Below are 22,754 nucleotides of genomic sequence, written 5' to 3' on the forward strand. Positions count from 1 at the left end.
AATCAATGACAACGCTCTGAATCCTGCATCTTGAAGTTACTTGGGTATAGTCGTTTGTTTTTAAACACAAGCAGGTGTATAAACAGCGTGTAACCTTTCTATTGGAATAACCATGAACCTCGATACCTTGTTGGCTTTCGGCGGAATTGTTTTCTTTCTAGCGATAATTCCAGGTCCCAATGCCTTGTTGATACTGTTTACTGCACTGACGCAGAGCCGCCGCTTTGCCATTGCTAACATCCTTGGTGTGGCACTTGGCTTTATGATTCATGCGTTTGTATCCGCAAAAGGGTTGAGCTTGCTGCTTTCTCAATCGGCATTGGCGTTCAACATTCTTAAATGGATGGGCGTTGCGTATTTGGTTTGGTTGGGGATCAACAACCTAAAAAGCGGTCTTAAACTGGCTGACCAGAAGTTAAAGCTCGATCGTAAAGTTGAAGAACAAACTCTTAAACAAGCCTTTGTGAAAGGATTACTCACTAACCTTCTTAACCCGAAGATCGTGCTATTTTATCTGTCGATTTTCCCACAGTTTGTACAACCAGAACACATTCTTGAGCAGAGTATGATTCTAGGAGCACTACAAGCAGGTATCGTGGCAAGTTGGTATTTATTCGTAATTTTCTTCGCAACGAAATTGAAAGTGCTGCTTACTTCTTCGAAAACCAGCAAGTGGTTGAACTACGTTAGCGGTGCATTATTTATCTCTTTCGGCGTAGGATTAGCAAATACTCGGTTTTAGACACAACGAGTTTTTCTAAACGAACAAAAACACGCTCTTTGGCGTGTTTTCTATTTTATACCGTTTTAACTTACACCTAAGCCCCCTCGAAGTGCTTATTTAAAGAGCACGACTTGGTTCAACAGCGTACATTCGGTATCTTTTTATGTTAGCCAAATACCGCAGCCAACAATAAGATCACAACAAACAGTGCTGCGACTAAACCTAATAAATACGATAGTTTTCCAGTGCCACCTTTTGGTGCTTGATTACAACATCCCATCATTTTCTCCATCTTCTACAACTTGTTGGTCGTATCCAATCTAGACCTTCCCCCAAGGTGAGAGTCAAACATTGGCAAAAATCCGCTAAATTTCCATATTTTCGGTAATAAATAATTCGCTATAAACACATTTATTAATATGCATTTTTTAACTCAATTTTGTGTTTTTTGACCAGAGCAAACGTTTAAATTGATTACGATTAAGCCACCGAGATTTCGGTTCATTTTTGGGTAAATACATACCATTTTTGGCTATATACCCACAGATTCTTGCAGCCCTACAATACGCCGGTCTTACTTGTAGCACGCGGGTTCGCATCCAGAACTCGTGGCTCAATCATTAAAGGTATCGAATGAGCAATATCGCCAAATCCGCCGTCAAACTCAGTGTCTTTTCTGTCATCATGATTACGGTTACGTCCGTCGACAGTATAAGGAACATTCCGGGTGCCGCCTTATTTGGTAGTCACGCCATCTCTTTCTTTCTATTGGCTGGTCTTTGCTTCTTCGTTCCAACCGCATTAGTTTGTGCAGAATTGAGTACCACTTATCCGCAACAAGGCGGTGTGTATTTATGGGGTAAAGAGACGTTAGGTCCAAACTTTGGTTTTGCGACCGTGTGGTATCAGTATGCCGAGAACATTGTGTACTACCCACCGCTCATTTCATTCATCGTCGCGACTGGTGCGTACCCTTTCTTCCCTGAACTGGCACAAAACAACATCTTTATGTTGATCATGATTAACGTGATTTTCTGGGCTCTGACCTTGGTCAACATCTTTGGTTTGCGTTTGTCTTCGCTCATCACCAATGTGTTTGGCACTTTGGGGCTTATCTTCCCTATCCTACTGATCATCGGCTTGGGCGGCTACTGGGCTTATACCAACCCTAGTGAATCACATATCTCCCTTCGTCATGCGTCTGACTGGCTACCGGATTTCTCGCAAGATGGTATTGGTGCAGGCTTTACGGCAGTTGTGCTTTCTCTAACAGGACTTGAGATAACCACGTCTTACGCAAGTGAAGTCGACAATCCGCAAAAGACTTACCCTAAGGCGCTGATTGCTTCAACTGTGTTGATTTTAGTCTCTTTGACTGCATGCTCACTTTCCATCTCTTCCGTAGTATCGAGCGATCATTCCAGCTTGAGCGAGGGCGTAATTCTGGCATTCAAAGCGTTCTTTGATGATTTGAACATGTCATTCATGCTGCCAGTTATCGCACTTGCCATTGTGTTTGGCAGCTTAGCGAGCCTAAACAACTGGATCATTGCACCAACCAAAAGCCTGCACGTCGCCGCAAAAGACCACTTCATGCCACTGACGCTATCAAAAGAAAATAAGAACCAAGCGCCGGTTCCACTTCTTTTGCTACAAGGTGCGATTGTGAGTGTGCTTTCTTTGGTGTTTATCTTGGTACCAAACGTGAACCAAGGCATGTGGCTATTGAATATTCTAATGACTCAACTCTACATGGTGATGTACATCTGTATCTTCGTAAGCTTCTTGGTATCACGCCGTAAACATGCAGATATTGAACGTCCATTCCGCGTGCCTGGCGGCAAGTTCGGTATGATGTTAGTCGCAACACTTGGCTTGGTCAGTTGCTTAGTAACTATCTTCGTTTCATTCGATGTACCAGCAGGCATTAGTGCTCAAACTGGTGCTTACGCTTTGATTCTTGGCTTTATCGCCTTCAGCTTGCCAGCAATTGCAGCGGTGATGTACCGCAACCGTAAGCGTCGCCAACAAGGTCAATTGATTGAAGCGATGGCGAATTAATCTGATCAATGTTTCTTTAGATAGCAAAAAAGTGTTTCTTCAGATAACAAAAAGCCGCGAATCATTCGCGGCTTTTTTATTGATAAACTTTTGGATTAGTGACCGACCGTCTTAGACAGCAAGTTCACAATCATTACGCCAGTAAGAATAAAACCAATACCGACGATAGCTGCAAGATCGAGCTTTTGTCCGTATAGGAAGTAGCCAACCGCAGCAACAAGAACAATCCCTGCCCCACTCCAAATTGCGTACACAAGACCAACAGGCATACTTTTCACAGTGACAGACAATAGAAAGAAAGCGATGCCATAACCGATAATAACCACGGTACTTGGCATCAACTTGGTAAACTGTTCAGTTTTAGGAATAGAAGAAGTTGCAATCACCTCACACACGATAGCAATAGACAACGCAACCAATGGAGGCATAGAAACAAGCATTTTGAACATAAGGCAATCAACGCTCAATTAACCTGAACTCGATGACATATCGAATTTCTGAGCGGCGCATTATAATCAAAATCCGTCAGCGCGCTATAAAAAGTGATGCAACTCACATTTACGCGGGTGTAATAATCACACTCAAAAGTCAGAATCTTCCAAATTGATGACGCAACCTGGTGCATCTTTTCGTGCTGTGATCAAAGCGTCTGGGTCTGCATAAACAACATTATTCAGTCCAAGTTTTTGCATATCATCAATATGGTACATCCACGCCGCATCGTCGATATCACATCCTGCTTTGTGTAATTTCTCGCGTTTATTCATATGACCAAACATGGTGATCTTAGGGTTAACATCAACCAAGGCAAAAAACGCGTCCTCATGTTGACGCCATAAGCTGAGCGACTGTTGCCATTGCTCAAGCTCTTTCTGGTCAAAGCCGTCGACATCCCATTCATCTTGCATGGCACCGCCAAACCAAAGTACATCAGAATCTTTCATCACTAAGGTGCTCGGTGCTGCGGTTAATACATAATTCGCACAGGCAGACGCACATGTACCATTGACGATCAAATGGACTTGGTTGGTATAAACCCAGCGTCCAAGTTCCATAGCAGGACGATATTCACCAGAGTCACTGTCAATCATCATGGCAACCACACCATTTGGTTGAACATTTGCTAACTCAATAGCCTCTGTTACTTTCTCTGCTGTAATCTCACCGTTAAAGTAAAGAGTTCGTCCTTCCATATAAATCTCATTAGACAAACTGCATCCCGCTAATCCCGCGAGTGTGAGTGCGCTAAGCCACCTTTGCATATCCCTCTCCATGATCTTTGTTCCAAAACTGAAAGCCAACTTCAGATTAGTATTGGACAAGATGAATATAAGCGAGAGAGAAACTGGCACATTTTTGACCAACGTCAAAATATGCACACAGACACGCATGAAAAACTAAAAATACGCTAGCTAAAAAAGGAGATTACGGACTTTTGACGGTACCTTCTAACGAACTTGAGTGAGCGTAACACTCGGAACTTTGTGCCCGCTCATCGAAATACCGCTATTAGCTCTGCTCTGAATGGTGTGGAAAGCCTGCAAGGAAATGAATTAATAACCGCCATCAACACTATCGACGACATTGGCTTCATTACCAACATTGGCTTGACCGCCACTTAAGTGATGTTGTTGAGCAAGCTCAAAGTAAATATGCATATCAATAGGTTCTGGTGTATTCAACAACATTTTACCGACTTCGCGTTGGAAGTGCCCATAATTACCGAGCTCTTGCGTTAAGCCCAACTGCTCGTAACTCGCGAGACTAGTAAACATCCCATACGCATATTGATAGCGCGTCATATCTCGATGTTTCTCATGACCTAGCTCTAATAGCGCCTTATCAACTTCATCTGGTGAGTAGCTGTTCTTATCGCCAAACTCTCTAAGTAAAACATTAGGAACTTGATGTGCGATGCTCTGAATGGTCTCTTTTCTCTTAAAAATACCGAACATGATATCCTCCGCTGACGATGATTATCCAAACTGTGTACATAAGCACGAGTTGGTGAACCCTTTCGTGTTTTTAGTATTAGGGTTCAAAAATTATACTAACTCGATCTCATAATTGCCTTCAAACTCTACGCTCTGTGTTTCACAAAAATGTATTCAGAAATCTTGCAGCAATCACAGTTGGTAGTTTGTGTTTTCTTATCGACATGACCTGACAGCACTGAGCTAAATTTCATCAGCTGTCATGGAACATAGCGTGTCTTATTATTCGCCACTAGATGTATAAAGATGAGTTATCGATTTCTTGTCGTCGCTCAGATGTATACCCAAATAACCTCGAGATGCTAGGTTTCGCGAGAATGACTTGGTTTGTAGATGCGGCGGCGATTTAAAGGTCTAGTGGGTCTAAATCAAGAATCGGCAACGAGTCACTTAGGTTTACAACGCAAGCTTCTGCTGAGATTGAGCCATATGAAAAGAAATCCCGCTCAAAGTCACATTTCATGTCGACATCCGCAAGCAATTACGTTAGCTTTAGAAGTATAGACGTCTAAAAAGTTAAGCTTAGGGAGAGAAAGCCGTGCCAATTAGAATTCCAGATCAATTACCCGCTAGTGATGTATTAAGGACAGAAAACATCTTTGTGATGAGCGAGAGTCGAGCGGCGAGTCAGGAAATCCGTCCATTGCGAGTGCTTATTCTCAATTTGATGCCAAAAAAGATTGAGACCGAAACGCAGTTTCTTCGCCTACTTTCCAATAGCCCTTTGCAAGTTAATGTTGAGCTACTTCGAATCGACAATCGTCCAAGCAAGAATACACCGACTGAACACCTTGATACCTTCTACCGCCAGTTTGAGATGGTAAAAGGTAAAAACTTCGATGGTCTTATCATCACGGGAGCGCCGCTAGGCTTGGTTCAGTTCGAGGACGTCATCTATTGGGACCACTTGAAAACCATTATGGAGTGGGCAAAAGACCACGTCACTTCGACTCTTTACGTGTGTTGGGCAGCGCAAGCTGGTTTGAAGCTTCTCTACAACTTGCCAAAGAAAACACGTAAAGAAAAACTGTCCGGGGTATATCACCATAACATTCACCACCAGTACCATCCCCTTTTACGAGGCTTCGATGATACATTTTTAGCGCCGCACTCTCGCTATGCAGATTTTTCACCGGAGTTTTTAGAAGAGCACACTGATCTTGATATTCTCGTGACATCTGATGTTGCTGGCGTTTATCTGGCAACAACCAAAGACAAACGTAATGTCTTTGTGACCGGTCATCCTGAATACGATTCCCATACTCTTCATAACGAGTACATTCGCGATCTGGGTGAAGGCATGGAACCTGCAATTCCAATCAATTACTACCCAAATAACAATCCAGATAATCCGCCATGCGCGAGTTGGCGTAGTCATGGTCACTTACTATTCTCTAACTGGCTTAACTACTGCGTTTACCAACAAACGCCTTATGATCTGGACCACTTCAGTGAAGATGCATTTACGAAAGACGATTAAGTCGCTGAATTAGAATGTGAACTAAGCCGCCAACTGGCGGCTTTTTTGTATCAGTTTGCTAACCTGATCGCATAGTAATTTTTCCTCATTAGGCTTTTGCACTGTAATTCATATCATGCTCTGTGGAACAGGGACGCAGGAAAAATAAATGAAAATCGTAAAGCTTGGTGCAGCAACTCTCGTCATACAGATGGGATTGATGGGATGTGTGACCGTAAATGAAGACGGTAAAAGCCCTGTCGTTAAAGCGGATCCTGTGGCTATGGCTGAATCACGTATCGCTTTAGGTCTAGGTTACCTTGAAAGCGGAAGTATGATTCGTGCTCACGATAACCTTCAACAAGCCTTAACCCATGCACCTAGCTATTACCGTGCACAACTCTCTATGGCGCATTATTACGAAACTGTCGGAGAAGATGTCAAAGCGGAACAAATGTACAAACGCTCATTACGCCAAAACGCGAAGAACGGAAACGTACTCAATAACTACGGCACATTCCTTTGTAAACAAGGGGAGTACAAACAAGCTGACAAAATGTTTAATCGTGCAATTGAGCAGCCTTATTACTACCTTATCCCTGCAAGTTATGAGAACGCCGGTTTTTGTGCGCTTAAGTCAGACGATGTAGAAAAGGCGAAATACTATTTCACTCGCGCAATCGATCATGACCCTCACCGTCCTAAGTCTATTCTTCAACTGGCTAAACTTGAAATCGATAGTGGCAACTACACCGATGCGCGAATTCGCTTAATGCGCTTTAACCAAATGTACGGTGTTAAAAAGCCTTCCCTTCGCCTCATGGTAGAACTTGAACGTGCAGCAGGAAACGAAGCGTTAGAAAAGAAATATCAGTACCAATTGGACAGAATGTCTTGATGGGTAGTGAAGTCTATACTTCGCCCTGAGTCATTCATCCACCCGCCTCTCAGAATAACGATCTCCCTTTCATTCAGCAGCTTCTGTATCACACAGAAGCTCGTTGATTTTCCAACATAAACGAGTGTGATCGTCCCCACATTGCGATGATTCCCATTTGCGGTATGCAACCAGTTATTTATACATTCAAGCCTCAGTAAAAGGAATTTATATACAAGGTCAATGTTTATATCCAAGCGACCTCAAGATCCTTGGCTCAACGCGAATGACTTATGTATACAATTAACACAGATGTAAGGGAAACCATGTTTAAGTATAAAAACACAGCAGTATTGGCAGCTCTCCCTATTTTACTGTTACAGGGTTGTGGCGGTGGTGGAGACGGCACGACAACTGCCAGCAGCGCGGCTTGGACAGCAGGCGATTTTTCTCAATCAGCAAGTAGCTATGCCAATCAATGTAATAACGTAAGGACGGGGATTGATCCATACACAGGCAAAGCGTACCCGGACCAAGCTGGCTCAAGCATGTACGAAAAAATGTTCTTACGCGCTTTCAGCCACGAGACCTATCTATGGTATGACGAAATTCCAGATAATAATCCAAGCAACTATGCGTCTGTTTCCGATTACTTTAAGTCGCTAGTAACGCCAGCAAGAACCGCAACGGGTCAAAAGAAAGACCGTTTTCACTACATTCGTTCTTATGATGCTTTCATGAAATCTCAACAATCTGGTTTAGTGTCTGGGTTTGGCTTTAATTGGAAGTTTATTCAGGGGACAGAGCCACGAGATATTCGAATTGCCTACACCGAAGACAACTCTCCTGCCGCTCTTAAAGGTGTCGAGCGCGGCGACAAACTGATTAAGATTGATCACGTCGACGTGGTTAATTCACCACTTCAAACCGACGTTGATTACATCAACAACACCCTATTCTCTCCAAATAACAATCAAGACTACACCTTTACGTTTCTTGATAAGAACGGTGCTGTGAAAGTTGTCACCATCCAAGCGCAAGATGTAGCAACGTCTCCGGTTAAAAACGTTAAAGTATTCAACTACGGAGATAAGACGGTTGGCTATATGCAGTTCAACGCATTCGAAGCAACAGCTCAACAACCATTAATAGATGCGTTTAATCGCCTGTCTTCGTCGAATGTCGACGAAGTCGTGATGGATTTACGTTACAACGGCGGCGGTCTGATTTGGCAGTCAGCACAAGTCGGTTACATGCTATCGGGGGCAAATCAGAATCAAGTCTTTGGGCAATTGGTTTACAACGACAAAATCACAAAGTCAGGTCAAGGCGGTAAAGTTTACAATTTCGTCGATAAAGAAATTAACTGGGCGACAGGCAGATTAACAAGCAAATCTTTGCCGACACTAAGCGCCAAACGTGTTTATGTCCTAACCACCGACAACACAGCGTCTTCCAGCGAGCTTCTGATCAACGCACTTCGTGGTATCGATGTCGACGTAATTCAAATCGGAACAACGACCACTGGTAAACCTTACGGGTTTTCGCCTGAAGCAAACTGTGGCAGCGTTTACTACACTATTCAGTTTAAATCGATCAACGCAAAAGGCTTTGGTGATTTTGCAGATGGCTTCATCCCTACGGCAAAAAATCTTGTATCGTCTAATATTGGTATAGATGACAAAGTGGAAGGCTGTGTTGTGGCAGATGACATGAATGCACCGTTAGGCGATATCTCTGAAGGTATGCTTTCTGCCGCTCTCAACTATATGGCGACAGGTAACTGCCCTGCTGCGCCTTCATTGGCTCCTGCTCCTAGAGCAATGCCAATGCTAGGTGGTACTCCACTTAATCAAGGGATTGATCCACTTCGACAAGAGGCTATTCATGTCAACATTAACTAAAACAATGACCTTGCTTACCGGAGCGGGTATGAGTGTGATGCTATTGGGTTGCTCATCATCAAGTAACAACGATGATATGGTGAATGCATTGAGCATCAAGACTTCTGGTGACACAGTATCGGAGATTCAGCGCGCAATAACTACGATTCAAGGCAATCAAGTTCCACCCAAGATCGCGTCAAATACGTTTGAAACCAACTCTCATCTTTTGATCGTATCTGGACAATTAATGGATGAGCAAGGTGTGTCATTGAACGGAGCTGAAACCGAGTTGCCTGATCAATATACGTTGCAACTACGAGGTGAAGATTGCGGAGTGTATTACGAGAAGAGCGATAAGTTTATTCCTCTGACCAACATACAGTGTCGACCAAATCCGATTCAGGACTAAGTAAAAAGCACGCTGTTACCTCATGTACGTACCAGCGTGCTTTTTTCGTTCTAAGCCTTCAAATACGTTGAAGCTCTTCCCACTGTTTCGCTTATAAGAAATGGAAAGTCACGTTACCCGTGATACTACTTACGGTGTCACTGTCACCATTGATATCAACACCAAAAGCTTGATAGCTCGCCCCAACAGAGATGTTATCTAACAAGAAGTACTCTGCGCCGACACCATACATGTAAGACACACCGTCGTCTTTGTCTAGGTTGCTTAAGTTGCCATTGTATTCAACGTTAAAGGCGTTGATACCGCCTTTCGCGTAAACGTGCAGAGGACCAAAGTCGATACTTGGTTTTGCCGCGAGATAGAAGGATGAGAGATCCACATCACCACGGCTACCCGCTAAATTTAAATCTACTTTGCCATGGTTGAAGTAGCCCACTTCGAGACCAATGAGCGGCAAGATGCCAGTACCCACATGTACGCCATAAGTCGTATCGTTTTCGCTGGCGATATCAGACTGACCGATTTGACCACCAGCATAAATCCAAGAGTCAGCAAACGCGGAAGACGAGCATAGCGCCAAAGCCAATAACGAGAGTTTTGTTTTCATAGTTATACCTTTCCTGTTCGATTCCAGAACGGAACATCACGTGATGCATAGTTAGGTAATTACTATATGCGAAAGATTGATGGTTTTAAGGTCAAGAAACGAATAATTTTTGTTCAATGTCTATTTGTGTGATTTACAGACAAAAAAACACCGGCATATTGCCGGTGTTTATCAAACCTTCGAAAGACTCGTCGATTATAGGAAGTGCAGTGTCGCGTTTAGAGAGAACGTACCGATGTCGTCTTTGCCCGCTGTGTAGTTCATGTAGCTTGCGCCAACAGACATAGGACCGAAAATGAAGTATTCCGCACCTACACCGTACATTAGATCTAGATCATCGTCGTCTTTGCCGCCAGATACTTTCTTATCCCACTGGTGAATACCGCCTTTCGCATAAACGTGCAGAGGACCGAAGTCGATGCTTGGTTTAAGCGCTGCATAGTATGAAGTCAGCTTAGTTTCTTGACCTGCAATCTTGAATTCACCGTGCTGAGTAATACCCGCTTCGATACCGATAATTGGCAGGATACCTGTACCTACGTGCACAGAGTAAGACGTGTCTGTTTCACCTTTGAAGTCAGACTGACCTACAGAAGCACCACCATAAATCCATGAATCTGCCATTGCTGCAGAAGAAGCACTTAGTAGTGCTACTGCCAATAGAGTTTTCTTCATCATCAACCTTTACTCTTTATTATTACCCACTTCTGCGTCACGCAGAGGTTGGTACTGCAAACATAAGGGAGGCGAACCATTGCCTCCCTCATGACTTAAAAACACTTGTGGGAAAATATCTGCAATTACTGTACCAATCGCGTCTGTCACTGGACAACCCATTGATTAGTCAGTAAACCCCACAAGAAAAACTGCCGCTATTGTACTGATCGATCAGCAAGCATCAATCGCATTTTTGACTCGTTTATCAGAAACCGGATACGGCGTGCCCAATTGTTGAGCAAAGAAGCTCACTCGAAGCTCTTCGATCATCCAACGGATCTCTTTCACGTTCTCTGGAATCACCATACCTTTCGGAATTTTGTTGAGCAGCTCTTTGTAGTCGCTCGTAACGGATTCCACTTTCAGCATGTGCAAACGGTCTTTGTTTGGATCGATCGGCAGCTTCTCCATACGACGCTCAATCGCACGCATGTAACGCAGAATATCTGGCAGGCGTTTCCAGCCACACTCTGTCGCGAAGCCTTTGAAGATCAATCCTTCGATTTGCGCTTTGATGTCCGATAGCGCGAACGCCATGGTGAAATCGATCTTGCCTTTCAACTTCTTATTGATGTTGAAAGCCGTCGTCAGGATAGTTTCCACTTGCTGTGCAATGTCCACCACCGTGTCACCCAGCTCAGCACGAACGTGTTCTTTCAGTGCGTCAAACTTCTCTGGCTCCCAAACCAAACCGCCCTGCTCTTCGATAAGCTTATCGACACCACATGCGATACAGTCATCAATCAGATCCAATACTTTACCGTAAGGGTTAAAGTACAGACCCAGCTTCGACTTATTCGGTAAGTTAGAGTGCAGGTATTTAATTGGCGACGGCACGTTCAACAAGATCAGGCGACGCTGACCCGCTTGCATTGCCGTGACCTGCTCGTATTCGGTCTCGTACAGTTTGATTTCAACACTGTCTTTGGCATCCACAATCGCTGGGTATGCTTTAACGTCGTAGCCACCGCGTTTTTGTTGGTATACCTTAGGCAGTTCGCCAAAGCTCCACGTATGCAGACCTTCTTGCTCGATGTCGTCATCCGCTACTTTTGAAAGGGTTTCTTGAACTTTGTCTTTCAAACTCTCTTTCAATTCGTGAAGGTCTTTATTTTCCTTCAACTTGCGATTTCTATGGTCAACCGCGCGGAAAGTCACCTTCAAGTGCTCCGGAATTTGATCCATATTCCAATCTTCGCGCAGAACTTCCACACCCGTCATTCGACGCAACTCTTTCTCTAATGAGTCAAGCAGTGGCGCTTCCATTGGTGTTGCACGCGCTAAGAAAGCATCGGCGTAGTTTGGCGCAGGAACAAAGTTCTTACGCACTGTCTTCGGCAGCGATTTAATCAAGCTCACTACAAGCTCATGGCGCAGACCTGGGATCTGCCAGTCAAAACCTGCAGGCTCGACTTGGTTCAAGATCGGTAGCGGCAAGTGTACCGTCACACCGTCACTATCATCGCCCGGCTCAAACTGGTAGCTTAGCTTAAGTTTCAGGTTGTTTTGATGCCAGAAGTTCGGGTAATCCAAGTCGGTAACGTGGCTTGCATCGCCCTTGAACAGCATCTCTTTCTCGAAGTTCAGCAGCTCTTTGTTGTCTTTCGATGCTTTCTTCCACCACGTATCGAAGTGTTTGCCAGAGACCACTTCAGTGCCAACGCGTTGGTCGTAGAAATCAAACAGTTCATCGTCATCCACCAAGATGTCACGACGACGAGATTTGTGTTCAAGTTCTTCCACTTCTTGAAGAAGCTTACGGTTTTGCTTGAAGAACGCGTGTTTGGTTTCCCACTCACCTTCCACCAGCGCACTACGAATGAATAGCTCACGACTGACGGTTGGATCGATACTGCCGTAGTTCACCAAACGCTTCGGCACAATTGGCACACCGTAAAGCATCACTTTCTCGTGTGCCATGACTGCTGCACGTTTCTTCGACCAATGCGGCTCGCTGTAGCTGCGCTTAATCAGGTGCTTCGCTAACGGTTCAATCCACTCAGGCTGAATCTTAGCGATGATACGACCCCAAAGTTTTGAGGTTTCCACCAACTCAGCAGACATGATCCACTTAGGTTGTTTCTTGAATAGACCCGATGCAGGGAAGATATGGAAACGAGCATTACGCGCGCCTTGGTATTCATTCTTCTCTTGGTCTTTCATACCGATGTGTGACAACAAACCGACTAGGATTGAGCTGTGCACGCCATGGTAAGACGCAGGCTCATCGTTCAGTTTGAATTCCATTTCACGCATCGACTGGTGAATTTGGAAGTACACATCTTGCCACTCACGCACGCGCAAGTAGTTCAAGTAATCTTGTTTGCATTGCTTGCGGAACTGGTTGCCCGTCAGCGCTTTTTGCTGCTTCTGGATGTAATCCCACAGGTTCACAAACGTCAGAAAATCTGACTCTTCATGGAAGAAACGTTTGTGCTTGTCATCAGATGATTGCTGTTTGTCACTTGGACGCTCACGCGGGTCTTGAATCGACAATGCCGCTGCGATGATCATCACTTCTTTCAATGCGCCTTGCTTTGGTGATTCCAATACCATACGTGCTAGACGTGGGTCGATTGGAAGGCGTGCAAGTTGACGACCAATGCTAGTTAGGCGCTTCTTCGATTCTTTCGCATCAGAATTGATTGCACCTAGCTCTTCTAGAAGGCGAACACCGTCTTGAATGTTGCGTTTATCAGGAGCTTCCACAAATGGGAAGGCTTGAATGTCACCCAAACCAAGTGCCGTCATCTGCAAGATCACCGACGCTAGGTTGGTACGCAGGATCTCAGGATCGGTAAACTCCGGACGTGACTCAAAATCTTCCTCTGAGTACAGACGGATACAGATACCCTCTTCCACACGACCACAACGACCTTTACGCTGGTTCGCACTCGCCTGAGAAACTGGCTCGATTGGAAGACGCTGAACCTTAGTGCGGTAACTGTATCGACTGATACGCGCCGTACCCGGATCGATAACGTATTTGATGCCCGGAACCGTCAACGAGGTTTCTGCTACGTTGGTTGCCAGTACAATGCGACGACCTGCATGAGGTTGGAAAATCTTGTTCTGCTCACCCGCCGACAAACGCGCGTAAAGCGGCACAATTTCCGTGCTCTTCAGGTTACGTTTAGACAGTGCATCAGCGGTATCACGGATTTCACGCTCACCGTTCATGAAGATCAGGATGTCACCTAAGCCTTCATCGCACAGTTCGTCTACCGCTTCGAAGATACCTTCAAGTTGGTCACGATCATTATCGTCATCACCACTTAGTGGGCGGTAACGCGTTTCTACTGGGTAAGTACGACCTGACACCTCAATGATTGGTGCATTGTTGAAGTGTTTTGAAAAACGCTCAGGGTCGATGGTTGCCGACGTGATGATCACTTTCAAATCAGGACGACGTGGCAGCAACTCTTTCAAGTAACCCAAGATGAAATCGATGTTAAGGCTGCGCTCGTGCGCTTCATCGATAATGATGGTGTCGTATTGATTCAAGAAACGGTCATGCTGAATTTCAGCCAGCAAGATACCGTCCGTCATCAATTTGATTTGGGTGTTTTCAGAGATCTGATCGTTAAATCGAACCTTATAACCAACAAACTCACCAAGCTTGGTTTCCATCTCTTCGGCAATACGGTTCGCAACCGAACGCGCCGCAAGACGACGAGGCTGAGTATGACCAATCAGACCAAACTTACCACGACCAAGCTCCGCACAGATTTTTGGTAGCTGAGTGGTTTTACCTGAACCGGTCTCACCTGCAACGATAACCACTTGGTTTTCTTCGATCGCTTTCGCAATGTCGTCGCGTTTTTGGCTGACAGGCAGGATTTCAGGGTATTCAATCGTTGGTTTGTAGCTACTACGTTGCTCCACAACCATCATGGATTTGGCAATGTCTAATGCGATTTCATCAAACACAGCGTTACGTGCTGCGTCTTTTTTGATTTTGTTTGCACCAGAGATTCGTTTACTCAAGCGGAAACGGTCACGCATCATGCACTGGTTAAGTGCCTTGCGTAGTGACGCCGCGTTATTTACTTGAGCCTGAGGCGCAGCATTCTGAGAAGCTTGTGCTTGAGATGCATTAGCCTGCTTCGCTTTGGCAGTTTGCGCACCATTTGACGGTGTCGCTTGCTCTTCAGCGGGATTCTTTTTTGGGGGCTGTGACGAAGTCAAAGCGTTTCCTATTCTTTTCATTACATAAAACTGCGCGGATTGTAGCACATAAGGGCTAGAACAAGATAACGGAAAGCGGCATCCAACAATCATTCAATTTTTTCGAACAACTTAAGCGAATCCATCGGGTTTTGAGTCGCTGAGCATTGCCTATAATGCATCACATAGCCGAAAGCACTTATTAAAGGAAATCCATATGTCTCGTGTACTAGCTCTTAAATCAAGCATCCTTGGCGATTACTCTCAATCAAACAAACTGGTTGAAGACTTCATCAAAAATGTAGACCAAGATAAGCTAACTGTTCGTGACTTAGCTGCAAATCCACTGCCAGTTTTAGACTTTTCCGTTGCAACAGCACTACGTGCAACAGAAGATCTTTCACAAGAGCAACAAGCGGTGGTTGACCTATCTGATACCTTAATTGAAGAAATCAAAGCAGCAGATACTTTGGTTATCGCAGCACCAATGTACAACTTTACGATTCCAACTCAGCTTAAAAACTGGATTGATTTGATTGCTCGTGCAGGCGTGACATTCAAATACACAGAAAATGGCGTTCAAGGTTTGATTGAAGGTAAGAAAGCAATCGTAGTCACCACCCGTGGCGGTCTTCATAAAGACTCACCAACCGACAGCATGACACCGTACCTACGCACAGTATTGGGCTTTGTTGGTATCACGGATGTGGAGTTTGTTTACGCAGAAGCGCTAAACATGGGCGAAGACGCAGCAGCAAAAGGCATTTCAGACGCGCAAAGCCAATTGGCAACCTTGGCGTAAGATTGAATAGAATTGAATACAAACAAAAAGGGATTGGTTCGCGCCAATCCCTTTTTTATCGTTTTAAGTCAAAGCTAATGATGCTGTTGTAGCAACTTTGCGCGCATTGTCCGCAACCTTTGCATTTGGCAGCGTCAATTTTAGGTTTGGCGTCGTCTTGCCATTGCAAAGCATCATATTGGCAACTGTCGTCGCAACTACCGCAATAACCGTATAAGTTTTCGCAGCTGTTCGAGATAGTTGCTATCAAGCCTGTAGACTCTGTTTGGTTAGAAAGCGCCAATGTAGGGCACGCTGACTTACACGCGCCGCATAAATCACATGCCGAGTAGCTGATGTCTAACGCGGCTACGCCATCAACCATTTCTATGATTTGGCTAGGACATGCAGAAGCACACTTTCCGCATCCATCACAAAGCCGAGTGAACATCGACTCTTCCACCGCATACGGCGGTCTCGCTTTTACACGAGGCTCTTGAGCTTGTTCCACTGGTGCGCGACGAAACGAAAACAGACGTCGCTTACTTAGATCAACCGATTCAGACTGGCGCATCCGAGTAATCTCTCTTTGCAGGCACAACGACTTGGTATTGCTCACTCAAGGATTGAAGTAATTCTTCAGTAAGGTTCGACAGTTTTGAGTAAGGCGCAAGAGTCACTGCTTTTTTGAAGCGCTTGTTGAAAAAGCCAAACCACGGCATCAAGTGCTCGCGCAGCATTTCAGCCGCCAGTTTTTGCTGTTCAGTTTCAATCAACATGCCTAACACCATCAGCATCAAGCCGATCTGGTCTTCTGGCTCACGTTGGTCAGATTCCAAAGCAAAACCACAACGCTGCAAGAAGTAACGATATTCAATGGTTGATTCACCAAACAACACCGCTTCTTTATCTAGATAAGCCGAACCCCAAGGTGGCGCTGGCATCTCACCAATACCGGCAAACATGCGATCGTGCTCCATTTGCAGTGCCTCTTCGCTCTCGTTTTGAAAGCTGCGTAGCATGTCATTAAGCGCTTCAATTGGTGTATCAGTATTGCTTAGCAACGTATCGAGATTCGCCGCTGGGTAATCTTTTGGTTGGTAGTAAAACAGTGCACCAAACAGCTTAAGAACGATGCTGGTATCTTGTGGTTCAAGTTGAGAAATTTGCATGAAGTACCTTTGATGACTGGTGTTTTTATTCTTCGATTAAGTAAAACGGAAAAGAGGTGGGACGAACACTCGCCCCACTCTGCTAATTGTTATCAGTACAAATAATGGTTATCAGCACAAATAACGGCTATCAGTACAAACCAGATGTAAAGTGCATGCCGTAGAACACATTGCGACCTAGAATCTCTGCAACGAACAATGCAACGAATGCCACGATAACTAGTAAGTTCTTCTGACGACCTTCTGCGGTAAACAACTCAGCGAATACCCAAAGAGCAGCAGCAACCACAAGCAACAAAACATGACCAGCAACATAGCCAGATAGCATGGTGATTTGATCCAAGCCACTGTGAATCGCCGTTGAGATACCTGCAAAGTAAATCGTCTGCATTACTGAGAACGCTAGGTTCAGCGCAATCAGACTTACACCAGCCCACATTAGGCGACGATTGGTTTTCTCAGCCGTCACGTCCAATACGTTGATCAGCGTGTAACCAAACATCAGACCCGAAGTCACGACCGTGAACCAAAACGCAACCGTTGTCATTGGTGAGTACCATGCTGGTACCGTTTCGATTTGGTAAACATTTGCCATCGCGAACATGAAAATCACGCCAACGGCGATAGACAACCAGTTCACGATTTTGCGAACGCCTTCGCTACCGATTTTTAGAATCGTTAGCAACCAGTACAAACCCGCTAGAGACAGAAAGCTTGCACCCGTTAAGATCTCGTTAGATAGCGCCGCACTGCCAACACGGTTTAATGCGTTGAAGGCACGAAGCGGGCTACCTAAGTGAGTGGTTGAGAACAAGAAACCCAAGCCCATTACAACCAAGATAGCGAAACGAGCGATGTTCATACGAGGTTCTGTCACGCGTGGTGGCTTACCGAATTTCTCGAATGCGTTAACCGTTAGGTGCGCGCCAACCGCTGTTTGAGCAAGAACCGTAAAGGCAACTAATGGTGCTTCGTATAACATTATTTCACCTCTCTTGGATTCTGTAGGAAACCAGTGCGGTCATTGGTTGGACGACCATTTGGATTTAGCTTCACGATCAGGTTCGGGCTCGTAATGCGAGAATCTGGCAGTGGTGCCACATCCGCGTTTGAACCGTATTTCGCGCGTAGCTCATCAATTGGACCAAACTCAATCGCACGCAATGGACAGCTATCAACACACACTGGCATTAAGCCTTCTGCGACACGTTCGTAACAGCCATCACACTTAGTCATGTGACCTTTTTCTTCGCTGTATTGAGGTGCGCCGTATGGGCATGCCATGTGACAAGATTTACAGCCGATACACACGCTTTCATCGACAACAACAAAGCCGTCTTCTTCACGCTTGTGCATTGCACCTGATGGACAAACCTTGGTACACGCAGGGTTAGTACAGTGGTTACAAGAGATCGATAGGTAGTACGCGAACACGTTTTGACGGAACGCGCCGTTTTCTTCCGTCCAGTTGCCGCCTACGTATTCGTAAACACGACGGAAGTTACGGTCGATACCCAGATCTTTGTTGTCTTTACAAGAGAGCTGACATGTTTTGCAGCCAGTACATTTGCTTGAATCAATGTAAAAGCCATACTGCTTCGCTGTGCTCATTATTTAGCCCCCATTTTCTTAATTAGCGTCACTTCAACGAGGTTGGTATGGCTCGGGTTTGATTTTGCCAATGGGCTTGGACGTTGTGTTGTCAGCACGTTGATTGAGCCCGCTTGGTCAACACCTTTTGCGTTTGGTGCATACCATGCGCCCTCACCTAAACCAACCACATGCGGCATGATGCGTGGGGTCACTTTTACACGAACGTTCATTTCACCGAACTTGCTGCGCACGCTGACCAAATCGCCGTTATCGATGTTGCGTGACGCTGCATCAATCGGGTTAATCCAAAGTTCCTGTGGTGCCGCTGCTTTTAGGATGTCCACGTTACCGTACGTAGAGTGCGCACGAGCTTTGTAGTGGAAACCCGTTAGCTGGAGTGGGAACTCTTTACGATCTGGTGAATCCCAGCCGTTGAACGTCGAAACGTATTCAGGCAATGGCTTGATGGACTCATCTTCGTCCAGTTCCCATTCTTCATTGATCTTCGCGAGGGTCTCTGAGTAGATCTCAATCTTACCTGACGGTGAAGGCAACGGATTCGCTTCTGGGTCACGACGGAAGTCTTCAAACGCCACATATGGACGGTCGAATTGCTTCTTGTAGATGCCCTGCTTTCTCATCTCATCGTAAGACGGCAGGTTTGGATCGTTGTTTTGTTTAACGGTCTGAGCATACATCCACTGTAGCCACTCTTCTTGAGTGCGACCTTCAGTAAATTCATCAAACACGCCCATGCGCTTCGCCACACCAGACATGATGTCGTAGATTGGCTTACATTCGAAACGAGGCTGAATCGCTTGGCTTGCAAAGATGAAGTAAGGCATTGACGCTGCCGCACCATCCATACAGAAATCCGATTGCTCTGAGGTTGTACAGTCTGGCAGTACGATATCGGCATACTTCGCAGAAGAGGTCATGTGGTTGTCGATCACCACAATCATTTCACACGCTTTTTCATCTTGAAGAATTTCGTGTGTGCGGTTGATGTCTGAGTGTTGGTTAATCAGACAGTTACCTGCGTAGTTCCAGATGAACTTGATGTTGTTTTGTAGCTGTTGAACGCCTTTAATGCCGTCAGTAAGATCGGTCATCTCAGTGCCACGGAAAATCGCGTCTGTCCAAAGGAACATAGGGATAGAAGCGCTGATCGGGTTTGGCACTTTCGGGAAGCGTTGGAATGGGTATGAGTGGTTACCCTCACGAGCACCAGTACCACCACCTTGTAGACCAACCTGACCACGAAGCAGAGACAGCATCATGATCGCTTTACACGCTTGCTCACCATTTGCTGAACGTTGTAGACCCCAACCTTGGGTGATGTAAATGCGTTTTGCATCGCCGATTTCACGCGCAAGTTTCAAGATCACATCAGCAGGAATACCTGTGATTGGCTGTGCCCACTCTGGTGTTTTCTCGATACCATCTGGACCTGTGCCCATGATGTAATCTTTGTAGCTGCCGTTTTCTGGCGCTGACGCAGGCAGTGTTTTGCGATCGTAACCCACACAGTAACGGTCAAGGAAGTCTTGGTCGACTTTATCTTCGCTAATCAATACATGTGCGATAGCAGCGATCAGTGCAGCGTCAGTACCATGCTTGATTGGTACCCATTGGTCTTCACGACCCGCGGCAGTATCGGTGTAACGAGGGTCGATACAGATCGTACGTGTGTGGCTGATGTTTTTTGCGTCCACGTAGTTATGAACCTGACCACCGCCCGACATACGAGTTTCTGCAGGGTTGTTACCAAACATCAGACAAAGATCTGCGTTTTGTACGTCGTCAATCGAGTTGTTGTCTACCCAAGTGCCGTAGAAATACTCAGACATACATTCAATGTTCGCTGCTGAGTAGTCACCATAGTGGTTCAGGTAGCCACCACAGAGGTTCATCATACGTGCAACCAATGTCGCGCTTGGATCCCAACTCTTAGTTACCGTACCACCCAAGGTACCCGTACCGTAGTTTAGGTAAACCGCGTCATTACCGTAGTCTTTAATGATACGTTTTAGATTGTCACCAATGAGGTCAAAGGCTTCGTCCCAAGTGATACGTTTGAACTTACCTTCACCACGTTTACCAACGCGAAGAAGTGGGTATTTCAAACGGTCTGGCGAGTAAACACGGCGACGCATAGAGCGACCACGCAAACAAGCACGAACTTGATGGTTGTGGTTATACACATCATCACCCGTGTTATCGGTTTCTACCCATTTGATTTCACCGTCGACCACGTGCATACGAAGCGGACAACGCGAACCACAGTTAACGGTACATGCCGACCAGACAATTTTTTCATTTGGTTTCGCTGGCGTTTCTTTGGCAACTGCTTTAGTTGCAAACGGGAGAGAAAGTGCGTTTCCTGCTAACGCTAAAGCGCCAAGTGCAGAACCACCCTTTAAAGCATCACGCCGAGTAATATTAAACTTACCATTTTGACTCATGGTTTTTTCCTAAATTACGTTTTTGAATTTGGTAGTGGCGCTTAATTAATGGCTATAAGTGGGGAAAGAACACTCATTAGAAATAAATGACATAGAGATTGTATTTTCAAAATAGGCATTCATTGAAAATATCTAATTTCATTTTGATTAATACACAAAGCAAATCAAAATAACATTTCTACAAAACCATTAATTAAGCCAGAACGCATAAGCCTTGAGCAACTAAGGCATGACGAGCTACCACTATCGATATCCTTGTAGATTTAATGGTTAATAAGTTTGACCCCCATCAATTTATAAAAACGATTAAACGTAATCTTATATTTCATTTCGAGATTTTTTATTAATGGAATATTAATAGGTCAGAAGGGTGTCAATTCGATTAAATATAAAAATGATTTTTGAATTAAATAAATAAAAAATACAAATACAGAAGAATGGGAATAAGAATAATTACCAATTAATAAAATTAAAAAAGCCTCATGTCAATATGAGGCTTTTGGTGTTTATTTTGAGCTGAGATTAAAAATCGTACTGGAAGTAGATCGTATTGTAGTTACTCCCGCCTTTAATGCGACCAAACTGGGAAGCGTTCTCGAAAATCGCACTGCGATGATGCAATGAGTAACCCACCCACATGTTCTCCCAATCTTTTTGGTTGAACAGGTCGCCAACGTTCACATCAACTGAAAAGTCTAAATAGTTAAGTAAGTTACTTGGCGTATAACCCTTCTCTTCCATTTCTGTTGCTTCTATGTAAGTAATATTATCGATGTAAGACATACCTTCTGCCACACCAAATCGCCACTTCGTCGGCCAATTGAACGTGTAGTAAGCCTTAATCGCCACAACATATTCGGTACTGGAGGATTGCACATCAGAAGACCAGTGATGAACAAGACCTGGCGTTAGGTAAATATCCAAAGGTAAGCCAAACAACTCATCCGTCAATGGGTGCCCATAGAAGAAAGAGGTCATTTGGTTATTGTACTCATCTTTCTCGGCATTAAGTTTGAAGATGTCACCCATATTAGAAGGCGTAGCCCAACCGTGTGCGACTCTTAGATATGGGCGATTTCGTAAATCAGACTTACGTTCTTTGCCTTTATCGTTGAAGAAACCAAAGCCAACAAAGACTTCACCTTGGTAACGGTCTTCTACGATTTGGCTATGGTATGCTTCACTGTCTAGGCGAGTAACGCTAGTTTCACCCAAGAGATACAAGTTAGAAATCACGTGGTAACGTGCTTTGATACCTAAGTTAGCATCAATACCCGCACCAATTTTCTCCCCCGTCGCGTCTTTGAATGAGTAGTACGAGCTGTTGAAGTCGGCGTCTTTATAACGAATTGTAAAAGAGGGCTCTAATTCCCAATCGCCAAACTCATAGTTAGCAGCGATTCGGTAGTTAGAATGAAACTGGAATTCGTCATCCGCCATCACTTCAAATTCAGCACGCCAGTTTTCGTCAAAGTTGTAACGAATCTGACCACCAAAATCGACGCGATCCCCTTCGAAGGCATTTTGAATGGACTTCGGGATATCTACAAAGCGCAGGCGCATAATCGCACTTGCACGCCAATCGGAGTCACTCTCATCATACAAGAACACCCCACCTTCAATACCGTCAATGTAGAGATGCTCGTTTTCAAAGAACATCATCGGCACAAACGTGCTCACTGTTGAGTCGTCATTGGCAGTATAAAATGGAATTGAAGCAGTACGGTACATCGCTGCAATCCCCCACTCTTGCTCTGCGTTTTTTGACTCCGCTAAAGCAGCACCACTAAGCAATAAACCAGAACATGCCAGCGATACTGTTAATACGTGTTTCATAGTTCC

At 44.9% G+C, this 22,754-nt stretch carries 21 protein-coding genes; 7 read left to right on the plus strand and 14 right to left on the minus strand.

All coding sequences use genetic code 11. The features are described 5' to 3' along the window. Nucleotides 1-112 precede the first annotated feature (112 nt). Nucleotides 113-742 (plus strand): LysE family translocator, encoded by a 630-nt coding sequence (locus VHA02S_RS21040; RefSeq protein ID WP_009698046.1) that lies wholly within the window; start codon nt 113-115, stop codon nt 740-742. Between the two features lie 148 nt (nt 743-890). Here VHA02S_RS21040 and VHA02S_RS26400 read toward each other — a convergent pair whose 3' ends face one another. Continuing rightward, the gene (locus VHA02S_RS26400; RefSeq protein WP_255211851.1) at nt 891-1,016 is read right to left on the minus strand and encodes a hypothetical protein; all 126 of its coding nucleotides are present in this window, start codon (nt 1,014-1,016) and stop codon (nt 891-893) included. A gap of 341 nt (nt 1,017-1,357) precedes the next feature. Here VHA02S_RS26400 and VHA02S_RS21045 point away from each other — a divergent pair, with 341 nt between their 5' ends. Next, nucleotides 1,358-2,785, plus strand: coding sequence for an APC family permease (locus VHA02S_RS21045; RefSeq protein ID WP_005451870.1), 1,428 nt, complete (start codon nt 1,358-1,360; stop codon nt 2,783-2,785). A 95-nt stretch (nt 2,786-2,880) separates the two neighbouring features. On the opposite strand, the gene VHA02S_RS21050 is transcribed toward VHA02S_RS21045, so the two are convergent. From VHA02S_RS21050 to VHA02S_RS21060, 3 genes are all read right to left on the minus strand, one after another. After that, on the minus strand, nt 2,881-3,213 hold the full coding sequence (locus VHA02S_RS21050; RefSeq protein ID WP_005451868.1) for a DMT family transporter: 333 nt from the start codon (nt 3,211-3,213) through the stop codon (nt 2,881-2,883). 153 nt (nt 3,214-3,366) lie between these two features. Then, the gene (locus tag VHA02S_RS21055; RefSeq protein ID WP_227740468.1) at nt 3,367-4,047 is read right to left on the minus strand and encodes a hypothetical protein; all 681 of its coding nucleotides are present in this window, start codon (nt 4,045-4,047) and stop codon (nt 3,367-3,369) included. Between the two features lie 291 nt (nt 4,048-4,338). Continuing rightward, complete coding sequence (locus VHA02S_RS21060; RefSeq protein ID WP_009698050.1) at nt 4,339-4,740, minus strand: DUF6559 family protein; 402 nt, start codon at nt 4,738-4,740, stop codon at nt 4,339-4,341. Nucleotides 4,741-5,317: 577 nt separating this feature from the next. On the opposite strand from VHA02S_RS21060, the gene metA reads away from it, so the two are divergent. The 4 genes from metA to VHA02S_RS21080 all read left to right on the plus strand — a co-directional run bounded on the left by metA (nt 5,318) and on the right by VHA02S_RS21080 (nt 9,410). Continuing rightward, nucleotides 5,318-6,259 carry a homoserine O-acetyltransferase MetA gene (gene metA / locus VHA02S_RS21065; RefSeq protein WP_038899021.1) on the plus strand — a complete coding sequence of 314 codons (942 nt, stop codon included), beginning with the start codon at nt 5,318-5,320 and terminating at the stop codon, nt 6,257-6,259. 148 nt (nt 6,260-6,407) lie between these two features. Next, nucleotides 6,408-7,136 carry a type IV pilus biogenesis/stability protein PilW gene (gene pilW / locus VHA02S_RS21070; RefSeq protein WP_038899022.1) on the plus strand — a complete coding sequence of 243 codons (729 nt, stop codon included), beginning with the start codon at nt 6,408-6,410 and terminating at the stop codon, nt 7,134-7,136. A gap of 305 nt (nt 7,137-7,441) precedes the next feature. Continuing rightward, nucleotides 7,442-9,019 (plus strand): S41 family peptidase, encoded by a 1,578-nt coding sequence (locus VHA02S_RS21075; protein WP_038899023.1) that lies wholly within the window; start codon nt 7,442-7,444, stop codon nt 9,017-9,019. Then, entirely contained in the window at nt 9,003-9,410 is a 408-nt protein-coding gene (locus VHA02S_RS21080; RefSeq protein ID WP_009698055.1) for a hypothetical protein, read from the plus strand. Before VHA02S_RS21075 ends, VHA02S_RS21080 begins: the two co-directional genes overlap by 17 nt. Nucleotides 9,411-9,501: 91 nt before the next feature. Here the strand turns inward: VHA02S_RS21080 and VHA02S_RS21085 are convergent, their stop codons facing one another. The 4 genes from VHA02S_RS21085 to hrpA all read right to left on the minus strand — a co-directional run bounded on the left by VHA02S_RS21085 (nt 9,502) and on the right by hrpA (nt 14,943). After that, nucleotides 9,502-10,017, minus strand: a complete 516-nt coding sequence (locus tag VHA02S_RS21085; RefSeq protein WP_038899024.1) for an outer membrane beta-barrel protein — start codon at nt 10,015-10,017, stop codon at nt 9,502-9,504. A 195-nt stretch (nt 10,018-10,212) separates the two neighbouring features. Further along, nucleotides 10,213-10,692: an outer membrane beta-barrel protein gene (locus VHA02S_RS21090; RefSeq protein ID WP_005451857.1), complete on the minus strand. Its 480-nt coding sequence runs from the start codon at nt 10,690-10,692 to the stop codon at nt 10,213-10,215. Between the two features lie 9 nt (nt 10,693-10,701). Further along, nucleotides 10,702-10,842, minus strand: a complete 141-nt coding sequence (locus VHA02S_RS26055) for a hypothetical protein (RefSeq protein ID WP_009703578.1) — start codon at nt 10,840-10,842, stop codon at nt 10,702-10,704. Between the two features lie 63 nt (nt 10,843-10,905). Further along, on the minus strand, nt 10,906-14,943 hold the full coding sequence (hrpA, locus tag VHA02S_RS21095) for an ATP-dependent RNA helicase HrpA (RefSeq protein WP_080640383.1): 4,038 nt from the start codon (nt 14,941-14,943) through the stop codon (nt 10,906-10,908). Nucleotides 14,944-15,118: 175 nt separating this feature from the next. On the opposite strand from hrpA, the gene VHA02S_RS21100 reads away from it, so the two are divergent. Next, nucleotides 15,119-15,703: an FMN-dependent NADH-azoreductase gene (locus VHA02S_RS21100; RefSeq protein WP_005433839.1), complete on the plus strand. Its 585-nt coding sequence runs from the start codon at nt 15,119-15,121 to the stop codon at nt 15,701-15,703. 55 nt (nt 15,704-15,758) lie between these two features. Here the strand turns inward: VHA02S_RS21100 and VHA02S_RS21105 are convergent, their stop codons facing one another. The 6 genes from VHA02S_RS21105 to VHA02S_RS21130 form a co-directional block, all read right to left on the minus strand. After that, nucleotides 15,759-16,256 carry a 4Fe-4S binding protein gene (locus tag VHA02S_RS21105; RefSeq protein WP_038899025.1) on the minus strand — a complete coding sequence of 166 codons (498 nt, stop codon included), beginning with the start codon at nt 16,254-16,256 and terminating at the stop codon, nt 15,759-15,761. Beyond that, nucleotides 16,243-16,854 carry a TorD/DmsD family molecular chaperone gene (locus VHA02S_RS21110; RefSeq protein WP_038899026.1) on the minus strand — a complete coding sequence of 204 codons (612 nt, stop codon included), beginning with the start codon at nt 16,852-16,854 and terminating at the stop codon, nt 16,243-16,245. The genes VHA02S_RS21105 and VHA02S_RS21110 overlap by 14 nt, the downstream gene beginning before the upstream one ends. 130 nt (nt 16,855-16,984) lie before the next feature. Beyond that, nucleotides 16,985-17,836, minus strand: coding sequence for a dimethyl sulfoxide reductase anchor subunit family protein (locus VHA02S_RS21115; protein WP_009703242.1), 852 nt, complete (start codon nt 17,834-17,836; stop codon nt 16,985-16,987). Continuing rightward, on the minus strand, nt 17,836-18,465 hold the full coding sequence (locus tag VHA02S_RS21120) for a DMSO/selenate family reductase complex B subunit (RefSeq protein WP_005433785.1): 630 nt from the start codon (nt 18,463-18,465) through the stop codon (nt 17,836-17,838). Before VHA02S_RS21120 ends, VHA02S_RS21115 begins: the two co-directional genes overlap by 1 nt. Next, nucleotides 18,465-20,912, minus strand: a complete 2,448-nt coding sequence (locus tag VHA02S_RS21125; RefSeq protein ID WP_038899027.1) for a DmsA/YnfE/YnfF family dimethyl sulfoxide reductase — start codon at nt 20,910-20,912, stop codon at nt 18,465-18,467. The genes VHA02S_RS21120 and VHA02S_RS21125 overlap by 1 nt, the downstream gene beginning before the upstream one ends. Before the next feature lie 522 nt (nt 20,913-21,434). Further along, nucleotides 21,435-22,748, minus strand: a complete 1,314-nt coding sequence (locus VHA02S_RS21130; protein WP_005451842.1) for a MipA/OmpV family protein — start codon at nt 22,746-22,748, stop codon at nt 21,435-21,437. Nucleotides 22,749-22,754 lie beyond the last annotated feature (6 nt).

The sequence above is a fragment of the Vibrio harveyi NBRC 15634 = ATCC 14126 = KCTC 12724 genome (genome assembly GCF_001591145.1).
Classification (GTDB): Bacteria; Pseudomonadota; Gammaproteobacteria; order Enterobacterales; family Vibrionaceae; genus Vibrio; species Vibrio harveyi.

Coding starts and splice junctions, on each gene's coding strand:
- hrpA (WP_080640383.1), bottom strand. CDS start 14,943: ATGAAAAGAATAGGAAACGCTTTGACTTCGTCACAGCCCCCAAAAAAG.
- VHA02S_RS21080 (WP_009698055.1), top strand. CDS start 9,003: ATGTCAACATTAACTAAAACAATGACCTTGCTTACCGGAGCGGGTATG.
- VHA02S_RS21060 (WP_009698050.1), bottom strand. CDS start 4,740: ATGTTCGGTATTTTTAAGAGAAAAGAGACCATTCAGAGCATCGCACAT.
- VHA02S_RS21115 (WP_009703242.1), bottom strand. CDS start 17,836: ATGTTATACGAAGCACCATTAGTTGCCTTTACGGTTCTTGCTCAAACA.
- pilW (WP_038899022.1), top strand. CDS start 6,408: ATGAAAATCGTAAAGCTTGGTGCAGCAACTCTCGTCATACAGATGGGA.
- VHA02S_RS21040 (WP_009698046.1), top strand. CDS start 113: ATGAACCTCGATACCTTGTTGGCTTTCGGCGGAATTGTTTTCTTTCTA.
- VHA02S_RS21045 (WP_005451870.1), top strand. CDS start 1,358: ATGAGCAATATCGCCAAATCCGCCGTCAAACTCAGTGTCTTTTCTGTC.
- VHA02S_RS21075 (WP_038899023.1), top strand. CDS start 7,442: ATGTTTAAGTATAAAAACACAGCAGTATTGGCAGCTCTCCCTATTTTA.
- VHA02S_RS21085 (WP_038899024.1), bottom strand. CDS start 10,017: ATGAAAACAAAACTCTCGTTATTGGCTTTGGCGCTATGCTCGTCTTCC.
- VHA02S_RS21090 (WP_005451857.1), bottom strand. CDS start 10,692: ATGAAGAAAACTCTATTGGCAGTAGCACTACTAAGTGCTTCTTCTGCA.
- VHA02S_RS26400 (WP_255211851.1), bottom strand. CDS start 1,016: ATGGAGAAAATGATGGGATGTTGTAATCAAGCACCAAAAGGTGGCACT.
- VHA02S_RS21055 (WP_227740468.1), bottom strand. CDS start 4,047: ATGCAAAGGTGGCTTAGCGCACTCACACTCGCGGGATTAGCGGGATGC.
- VHA02S_RS21130 (WP_005451842.1), bottom strand. CDS start 22,748: ATGAAACACGTATTAACAGTATCGCTGGCATGTTCTGGTTTATTGCTT.
- VHA02S_RS21120 (WP_005433785.1), bottom strand. CDS start 18,465: ATGAGCACAGCGAAGCAGTATGGCTTTTACATTGATTCAAGCAAATGT.
- VHA02S_RS21125 (WP_038899027.1), bottom strand. CDS start 20,912: ATGAGTCAAAATGGTAAGTTTAATATTACTCGGCGTGATGCTTTAAAG.
- VHA02S_RS21105 (WP_038899025.1), bottom strand. CDS start 16,256: ATGCGCCAGTCTGAATCGGTTGATCTAAGTAAGCGACGTCTGTTTTCG.
- VHA02S_RS21110 (WP_038899026.1), bottom strand. CDS start 16,854: ATGCAAATTTCTCAACTTGAACCACAAGATACCAGCATCGTTCTTAAG.
- VHA02S_RS21100 (WP_005433839.1), top strand. CDS start 15,119: ATGTCTCGTGTACTAGCTCTTAAATCAAGCATCCTTGGCGATTACTCT.
- VHA02S_RS21050 (WP_005451868.1), bottom strand. CDS start 3,213: ATGCCTCCATTGGTTGCGTTGTCTATTGCTATCGTGTGTGAGGTGATT.